The following is an 8,365-nucleotide window of genomic DNA, read 5'->3' on the forward strand; positions in this document are numbered from 1 at the left end:
CCGCCAGCACGGCCTCGAACGCCTCGTCCGGAACGGGCATCTCCGTGGCCGACTGGCGCCACGCTGTGATCGCCTCCACCGCGGCCGCGCGCGCGGTGTCTGCCTCGCGGCCCGCGGTGCGGAAGCGGTCGTCCGCGTGCCGCAGCTCGCGCCCGGCTACCTCGCTGGCCTTCCGCGCCCCGTCCAGCCGGCCCGTTGCCGCGGCGACCGCGTCGAGCGCCGCGCCGACGGCGTCGAGCACCATGCGGCGTTGCGCCGCCTCGCCCTCGATGGACGAGCGCGCCAGGTCCGCCGCGATGCCGCCGCTCCCGTCGATGCCGAGCGTGCCCAGCGCGTCGACGGCGAGCGCGGCACGCTGTTCCAGCGACGGCCAGTGCGCGCGATGCGCCGCGTCGCGGCCGGATTCCAGCCGCTCGCCCAGGCGCGCACGCTGCCGCGTCCATGACTGTTCATCGGCGACGAGCGCCTTCTGCTCGCGGTCGGCGGCTTCCTGCGTCCGCTTGCGATCCGCCCGCAGCGCCTCGTAAGCGTCGAGCGCGCTTCCGTGCTCCGCCCGCACCTCGCGCAGCCGGTCCTCTACGTCGAACGCTTCGCTGGCGCGGTACTGCTCCTTGAGAACGGAGACGCGGCCGCCCTTTTCCGCGCGCTCGGACGCCAGCCCTGTCCGCACGTCCCGCTGCCGCTCGATCTCGGCGCGCGCGGCATCCAGCCGGCCGAGCAGGTCGTCGTGCTTCCGCTTCCGATCCGCGTGCTCGCTCGAAGCCTTGCGATATGCGGCGGCGGCCTGGCGCGCACGGGCCAGCACGGCGGCTTCCTGCGGCCCCTCCAGCTCCCGTGCGACCGATAGCTGGTCGTGCAGGCGCTTCAGCTCCTCCTCGATCGTGTCCAGCTTCGAGAAGACCTCGGATGCCGCGTCTATCTTGTCGGACTGGATGGGCGGAAGCGACTCCTTGAGCAGCGCTTCGACCTTCTTGGGATTGAGCCCCTCGCCCAGCTTGGGCGTGCGCACCACGTGCAGCATCTCCAGGAAGCGCTCGTAGTCCTCCACGGTCTGGAATCCGAAGAGCGCGTCGTTCACGGCGGACTTGTAGGTGCGCTGGTCGTCCGTCACCTGCCCGTGGCGGCCCAGCCGGTCGCGCAACTCTCCCGGGCGCAGCGGGCGTCCTTTCTCGTGCAGGTGGAATCCACCGTCTTCCACGCGATGGGTGCCATCCATCACGAATCCCCAGCGCTCCACCTTCTGGTTCGTCCAGTCGCGCGACGAGCGCAGGCCAATGCCGATGGTGTGATGCACGCCCGACGCGCCGCGCTCGAACTCCAGGGCGATGTACGCCGTGCGCTCGCGGTGCCAGTTGGGGCTGCCCTCCTGCGCGTCGTCCTTGCCGATCAGGTAGTAGCGGATGGACCGGTCGTTGCTGCCCATGGTGTCCACCCTGTCCGGGGTGAGCATCATGTCCAGCACCAGGGTGATGGCGGTAACGAGCACGGTAGACTTGCCGGACTCGTTCTGCCCGGTGAGCATCAGGTTGCCGCGCCCGAAGTGGAAGATCTCCGGCTCCTCGAACAGCCAGTAGTTCTGCAGGATCAGCCTGCGCGGCAGCCACCGGTCCGGGTCTCCCGCGTGCATGGCGTCCAGCAGCGCCTGCATCCGCGGGGGCACCCCCGCGAGCTTGAAGAAGTCAGCCTGCATTCGTTCGCCAGTCGCCATCGTTCAGGGCTATTCGAGGTCCGGAAGCTGGTCGCGAGGAACGCCCAATCGGATGGAACGCGACTGGCCGGGGATGCGCGAGATCAACTTCGCCGCCTCCAGCTTGACGATCATCTGATGGACGGTCGGCGCGCTCACGCCGAAGTAGCGAACGAAATCCGCCTCGGCCGGCGGGACTCGGTTCAGCTTGGTGTAGTAGTAGATGAACGCCAGGTACTGCCCCTGCTTGGGCGTGAACGCCGCTCGTGCCAAATCGCGGTTCGTCATCGATCCTCCGCATCATCATCCGAAACCGCCTCGCCGGCATAGTGCGCGGCCAGGCGCCCGGCGGTGGGGAGCACAAGGTACTGGCCGGGCACATCCGTATCACGCATCAAGCCCCAAGCCTTCATCTCGGCGACGACGTCGTCCGCCAGGGCGCTCACCTTCTGCTGCTGCATGGTCTTGCCCCACTTGGCCCCGAACCGCTTCTGCAACTCGTCCAGATCCTGCCAGATGCGGCTCTCGTCGATCAGAAACGTCTCGCTTCCCGCCGATACCAGCCGGCCCGCCTGCTGCCGCTCGCGCAGCAGCCCACAGAAGCAGAGGACGGCGTGCGCCAGCCCAGAGGTGACGGCAATGGGCGTCTGCACCGCATCGTCGGAGCGGGGCGGGCGCAGGACGCGCGCGTACTCCGGCGTCACCTCCAGCTCCCAGTTCGTCAGGTACTTCAGGTTGTGGATCACCCGCGCGAGGCTTTCCTTCGCGTCCAGAAGGCGGAAGGCGGCGGGATCGTCACGGCGGAACAGCGCGGGGTTCAGGAGGAGCGTGCGGTAAAGACGGAGCTCATCCGTGCCCTCGGGCGGGGCGGGGGACGGGGAGGACGGACGGCCCTCCGCCAGCCGCTCCAGCTCCGAGGCGGGGATGCCCACGTGCAGGCGCCATGCGGCATCGCCCCAGGAGTACAGGGCGTCGCGCTTGCCGTTTTCGTCTGCCCATTCATCGACGCTGCCGTCCTGCAGCCGCAGCACGCCGAGCTCCTCCAGCCCGCGGAACACCCGCCGGGCCGCCAGCCGCTGGTCGCGCGAGGCCCAGTCCAGCCCGGGATCCCCCGGGCCCGTGCTGCGCAGCTTGATCTCTTCCGCGATCTGCGACACGGTGAACCTGCGGCCACCCGTGTGTTCGCCGTACCACAGCACCCACGTGAGCAGCGCGTAGTCCGTCCGTCCCCGCGCCCATGCCAGCCCGTGCGACGCTTCGGCCCGCGCCGGGGTCTTGACCAGCCGCGCGAACTCCGGGTGCGCCTGCACGCGCCACCCGGTCAGCCGTCCGAAGGTGGACTGGAGCGCGGGCTGGTGGCGGCGGATGCGGTCCAGCAGCGGCCGGTCATCCGTGGCGGTGACGATGGGCCGATCGATCAGCGCCTCGGCGCACAGCCGAAAGTCACGGTGCGCAGCCTCGCTGGTGATCATCGCGCCGCCTCGGTGCGGCGGAGGCGGAACGCACGGAGGTAGAGAAGACCGTCCGGCGCGGTGATCTCGGCGATGGAGCGCAGATCCTCGGGAGGGAGGATTTCCACGCGCGAGCCGTCCGTCAGGCGTACGTGCCGGTCTGGCGAGCGCAGGCAGTCGCGCACCAGGCGCACCACGCGCGAGCGGTCGGCGCCGGAGCGCAGCGTGAGGCCGTCCAGCACCAGCTCGCCATCGTGGAAAACGGAATCCCAGAAGCGTTCTTCCGCCCGCTTCTGCTCCAGCACGCGGGCGCGCAGCTCCGCACGCTCCACGCTGCGGTCTTCCATGCGCGTGACCGCGCGGAAGTTGGGGTTGCCGCGCACGCGGGGATGCAGCTCCACATCCCACGGCGGCTGCAGCCAGACGGAGGCTTCCGGGTCCAGGTCGCGCACCGCGTCGGCGCTGTAGGCGCGCATGTGGCGGGGCGTGCCCCAGCCGAACGCCGCCGCGGCCAGGCGGTGCGCGTCGTCGTCGCTGCCCGCGCGGCGGAAGGCCTGGGCCAGGAGGCGCAGGTCGCGCGAGCGGTTCAGGGCGTTCCGCCGCTCGGTGACCACGCGCTCGATCTGCTCCACCAGGGCGCGGACGCGGGCGGTGGTCCGGGCGTGCAGGATCTCCGCGTCGCCGCCGCGGGCGCTGAAGCCGCGGAGAGAGCGGATCTGGCTGTCGAAACCGGCAACGACTTCCTCCTCCGGCCGCAGGTCGCCCTTCCGCTCCCGCTCGTTGCGGGCGAGCGCGGCGGCCAGGCGCGCATCGAGCCCGGCCGCGGCCCAGTCGTCGAAGAGGTCGCGGGTGCGCTCCACGAAGTCCTTGAGCCCCAGCGCGAACTCGTCCAGGTAGTCGCGCAGCATCCGCTTGTACTGCAGAAACACCACCAGGTCCGCCGCCGTGGGCATGCGGTCGTGCTCCAGCTCGCGCATGTAGCGCAGGGCCTGCTCCCGCAGCTCGCGGCGCGCGTCGTCGGCCGCGTTCCACAGCCCCTCCACCTGCCGAAGCGCCTCGTGCGGGGCGCGCGCGGGGTCCAGCTCCGCCAGTACGCGGCCCAGCTCGAAAAGGGCATCGCGCAGCCGGGTGAGCCGCGTGGTGTCCAGCGAGCCGCGTGAGCCGTCGTGGCTGCCCAGCCGGATGAGCATTTCCTCGATCACCCGGGCCGTCTCGGTGATCTGGTACCGCCGCGCCGCACGCACGAATTCCTCGATGGTGCGCGCCTGGTTGACGTCGTGCTCCGAAGCGAGCACCCCCCACGCCTCCAGCTGCTTGAGGTGGCCCTCGCACTCCTCGTCGGCGTACGCCGGGTAGTGCGGATGGTGCTGACGGATGAACGCGGCCACCTCGCCCGGCCACAGCCATCCCGTTTCGCCGGATTCGTAGCGCTGGTGGAAGAGGCGGACGATGGGCCGATAGAGCGCCGCATTGGCGGCCACGAGGTAGCTTGCCTCGTCCACCCGGCGCATCAGCAGGTCGTCGACGAGCAGGCGTTCGCGTGCGTCCATGGGCGGGCGGGGGAGGGGTGCCGGCGGCGGTATCCGAATCGTACTCTCTGCCCTCCCCAGCAGCAAGAAGGTCCGTTTCGGAGCGGGGGGCAGGCCCGGTCATCCCGTGAGTCCGCGGGCGCACCGACGTTGTGGTATCCGGTTCCGGGCGGGAGGCCCCGCCGAGTTCCCATCTGCGCGGCGAACACGGGCCGCTTCCCATGACCGCGCGGTCGATCCCATGCTCGCCCGCATGTGGGTGTGTACGGACCGGGCTACGCCGGGCTCAGCTTCAATGCCTCTTCCACGGCGGAGGCAATGTTGATGACCCCGAACCCGGTCTCCTCGCTGTGGGCGCGGGGCCCCGGAGGTTCGGAGCCCGTCGTGGTACACAGGAGATCGCACACCTGCGACGCGGTGAGGGACGGGTTGGCCGAGAGGACCAGCCCGGCGGCCCCTGCCACGATCGCGGTCGCGGACGAGGTGCCGTCGAAATCGTCCAGGTAGTCCCCGCCCGGAGAAGGGAGCGTGTTCCTGCCTTTCTTCTCGCGGATGTCGGTGGTGACGTGGCTCAGCCCGGGAGCGGCAAGGGCCGTCTGAGGGCCCGTCGCGGACGACCAGCTCGTCCCGTTGCGCTCATGCGTAACCCTGAGGCCCGATTTGTCGCTCGCGCCGACGGCGACGACACCGGGCAGAACCGCGGGAAATTTGACGCCGCGAGGGCTTTCGGGCGTGTCGTTCCCCGTTCCGGCAACCACCACGCACCCTTTGCCGCCGCGTCCCTCCGCGAGCGCCTGTTCGATGGCCCGCGCCACGCATTTTCGCGGGTGAGTGGTCTCCCAGCTCAAGCTCAGCACGTCCGCTCCGTTCCGGACCGCCCAGTCGATTCCCCGGGCCATGGCGTAGCTGGACATCACCCACTGGCGAGGATTGCCCGCGGAGTGGAAAATCCTGACGTTCAGCACGGAGCAGCCCCCGCCGAAGCCGCGAATCCCCTGATCGTTGAACGGGATCGCGGCGGCCAGACCGGCACAGGCCGTCCCATGATAGTCACCGGACTGCGGGTTTTCCGCCGGGGGCTGGAGCGTAGCGTCGCAATTGGCCGCGATGGCCGATTGGAGGTCGGGGTGCTGGTAGTCCACTCCCGAATCGAGTATCGCGATTCGCACCTCCGGACTTCCCGCACCCCCCCGCAGGAGCTTCAACGCGGCGTCCAGCCGGGTATGCGGCCGGGCCCACTGTGAGCCGGCCTGCGGATCGCGCCCCGCCACCAGGGAAGCAGCCGGCTCGGCGGGGCCCGGCTCCAGCACGGGCCGAAACTCCACGAAATCGGGTTCGGCGTACACCACGTCGGGGTGCATCGCCAGCTCGCTGGCCACGGCCAGCGGGTCGTCGGCCGGCCGCAGCCGCACGAGGTATTCGGTCGCGTGCTGGTCCACCACCTCGTAGCCGAGCGCTTCCAGGTGCTTCACCGGCCCGCGCGCGCTACGCCGGAATTGTACGACCACCCTGTCCAATGCGGTGATCCGGCCGTCACCCGCGCGAAAAACCGGGGCGACCCGCGCAACGGAACCGGTTTTCCTCAGATCCCTGGCCGCGGCCGCGGCGGCTTTCGGGCGGCCGGGGCCCGACGGCGCCACCGGGAAGATCGTGTACTTTTCCCCAGGGATCTCATAGCGCCAGTCGGTGCTCATGCGGGGTGCATGGTCGATCAGCTCGAGCCGCATCGTCTGCGGAGCCGGCTCGTGAAAGCGCACGGCAAGCCGCGTCCGGTCTACGTCGAGGGTGACCAGATCCCCGGGGGCCGTCAAGTACGTGCGCTGCATTGCCGCCCCCCGTGGTCGTGCGAAGATGATGGCTCTTCCGGTGGCGTAGCCGGCGGCTCAGGGAGGGGGCCGCGGTGCCGGGTGAACCGCCCCGGATGCTGTTCGCGGATCAACCCACCAACGCCTGGGCTTTCCCGCAGTTGAAGTTCTTGCCGATGGGACCACCCCCGGTCCCAGGGCCGTCCCAGATGGGAACGTGGCGTTCCTTCACCGGGGGCGGGTCGGCCAGCGCGGCGTAGAAGGGGCTGAAGTGCTTCATCTCGTGGCCGCGCGGGGGTTCATCCACGTCTGGATCCGTGGGAGACAGGTCGGCAAGGGGAAGGTTGACGATTCGCAGGTCGATGGCGCCGTTCACGGGATGCAGCGGCACCAGCGGCTGGCCTCCACGGCTGTTCAGCCCCAGGAGTTCCCAATTCAGCCGGTCGGCGTCGAGGGTCATCGTCCAGCGCGTCTTGTGCGCGATGGTGATCCCCGTCATCTGCGCCAGCTTCCAGGGCCGCGGCGCGATCACCGGCGTGCCGGAGCCCGACGCGAGCGTCACCCGCGCGCTGATCAGTTTCTCGGGGTCCGGGCCGACGCGAAAGCGCGGGACCACGCTGCCGGTGAGGTCGGTCAGGCTCGGCAACGCGGGGAGCGAGGGGTTGAACTCGCCCCGGATCGCGGACAAATCCAGCGCCTTGTCCTCGAGCGAGATGCTGCTGAACTCGTCCGTGAGGCCCCCGGCCCCGGCCGTGTTGTACGCCGTGTCGTAGAACAGGCGCGGGTGGTGCCGGACGTGTCCCCCGCCGTGTCCCCCGCCGTGACCGACGGGGTCCGGGTCCAGGTCGGGGGCCAGCAGGAGAACGTGCAGCTTCGGTGCGCCGCCGTCTTCCGGCGTGCGGTCCTCCGCGAACAGGCAAAGGCCGACGAAGTCGATGTTCAGGGTAATGGCCATCTGTTCATCCCTCGTGCAGGTGAGTGTGTCAGTAACCGGTGTACCGGAACCCCGCCCAGGAGCCGGGGGCGCGCGTGCGGCCGTCCGGGCCGCCGATCATCCGCAATTGTGCCTTCCGCAGCGCCGCGGCGCCGTCGGGGTTGGTTCGGTACGCCTCGTGGAAGGCGGTCATCAGGATGCGCGTCTGCTCGTCATCCACGTTCCACAGGCTGCCCACGACGCCGCCGCCGCCCGCGGCGAGGAACGCGCCGGCCAGTCCCGCGAACCCGCCCGAGCGGCCGGGCGTGGCGCGCACCGTCTGACAGGCGGACAGCACCACGAGCGCCTCCGGGCGCACCCGCATGCGCTCGATCTCCGCCACGGCCAGCTCCGCCGGGGCGTGCGTCCCGCGGCCGGCGGAAAGAACCAGGCGGGAGCGCCCGGGGTTCTGGTCGTCGAACAGCGCGTGGCCCGCGAAGTGGATGATCCGCGCGCGAGGCAGCCCCGCGAGTACCGCGTCACGGGTGGCCGCGGCTCCCGCCAACTCCGCGGCATTCGGGTAGTACCGCGCGAGCGCGCGTACCTCGGCGGCGGCGCCGGGCAGAGCCTCCAGCTCCGGGTGTGCCGTGCGGTCGAACTCGGTTGCGGCCACCAGCAGCGCAGGCGCCGACGCCATGGAGGCAGAGGCCGGCGGGCGACGACGCTCCCGCAGCGTGGGAAGGATGCGCAGGGGATGATCCTGGACCAGGTATCGGCCCCTGCGCGCGTCGTGCAGCGCCGCGAACGGCACCCCCTCGAGCAGCGGGTCGGGAACGATCAGCACCGGGGTCTCGGCGGGTCCCAGGTAAGCCTCCACCGGCTGCACGAGCAGGGCGTACAGCGACTGCAGCGCCGTTAGGGCCCGCCCGTCGGTAGTACCCGATCCCTGCTCCAGCCATACGCGGGCGTGCTCCACCTCG

At 70.5% G+C, this 8,365-nt stretch carries 7 protein-coding genes; all 7 read right to left on the reverse strand.

Going from position 1 to position 8,365, the window contains the following annotated elements:
* The coding region (locus tag VIB55_RS01115) for an AAA family ATPase (protein WP_331874818.1) at positions 1–1,708 on the reverse strand (1,708 nt) is incomplete at its 3' end.
* Positions 1,709–1,717: 9 nt separating this feature from the next.
* Positions 1,718–1,975, reverse strand: a complete 258-nt coding sequence (locus VIB55_RS01120) for a helix-turn-helix domain-containing protein (RefSeq protein WP_331874819.1) — start codon at positions 1,973–1,975, stop codon at positions 1,718–1,720.
* Entirely contained in the window at positions 1,972–3,159 is a 1,188-nt protein-coding gene (locus VIB55_RS01125; protein WP_331874820.1) for a TIGR02678 family protein, read from the reverse strand. Before VIB55_RS01125 ends, VIB55_RS01120 begins: the two co-directional genes overlap by 4 nt.
* On the reverse strand, positions 3,156–4,688 hold the full coding sequence (locus tag VIB55_RS01130; RefSeq protein ID WP_331874821.1) for a TIGR02677 family protein: 1,533 nt from the start codon (positions 4,686–4,688) through the stop codon (positions 3,156–3,158). The genes VIB55_RS01125 and VIB55_RS01130 overlap by 4 nt, the downstream gene beginning before the upstream one ends.
* A gap of 254 nt (positions 4,689–4,942) precedes the next feature.
* Positions 4,943–6,493 carry a S8 family peptidase gene (locus VIB55_RS01135; protein WP_331874822.1) on the reverse strand — a complete coding sequence of 517 codons (1,551 nt, stop codon included), beginning with the start codon at positions 6,491–6,493 and terminating at the stop codon, positions 4,943–4,945.
* A 109-nt stretch (positions 6,494–6,602) separates the two neighbouring features.
* Positions 6,603–7,427, reverse strand: a complete 825-nt coding sequence (locus VIB55_RS01140; protein WP_331874823.1) for a hypothetical protein — start codon at positions 7,425–7,427, stop codon at positions 6,603–6,605.
* A gap of 28 nt (positions 7,428–7,455) precedes the next feature.
* Positions 7,456–8,365 (reverse strand): CHAT domain-containing protein (locus VIB55_RS01145; RefSeq protein ID WP_331874824.1); only part of this gene is annotated, 910 nt, incomplete at its 5' end.

It is taken from the genome of Longimicrobium sp. (genome assembly GCF_036554565.1).
Lineage (GTDB): Bacteria > Gemmatimonadota > Gemmatimonadetes > Longimicrobiales > Longimicrobiaceae > Longimicrobium.

What these genes read in the sequence shown, in the direction of transcription:
- VIB55_RS01120 (WP_331874819.1), bottom strand. Translation starts at nt 1,975, where the DNA reads ATGACGAACCGCGATTTGGCACGAGCGGCGTTCACGCCCAAGCAGGGG.
- VIB55_RS01125 (WP_331874820.1), bottom strand. Translation starts at nt 3,159, where the DNA reads ATGATCACCAGCGAGGCTGCGCACCGTGACTTTCGGCTGTGCGCCGAG.
- VIB55_RS01130 (WP_331874821.1), bottom strand. Translation starts at nt 4,688, where the DNA reads ATGGACGCACGCGAACGCCTGCTCGTCGACGACCTGCTGATGCGCCGG.
- VIB55_RS01135 (WP_331874822.1), bottom strand. Translation starts at nt 6,493, where the DNA reads ATGCAGCGCACGTACTTGACGGCCCCCGGGGATCTGGTCACCCTCGAC.
- VIB55_RS01140 (WP_331874823.1), bottom strand. Translation starts at nt 7,427, where the DNA reads ATGGCCATTACCCTGAACATCGACTTCGTCGGCCTTTGCCTGTTCGCG.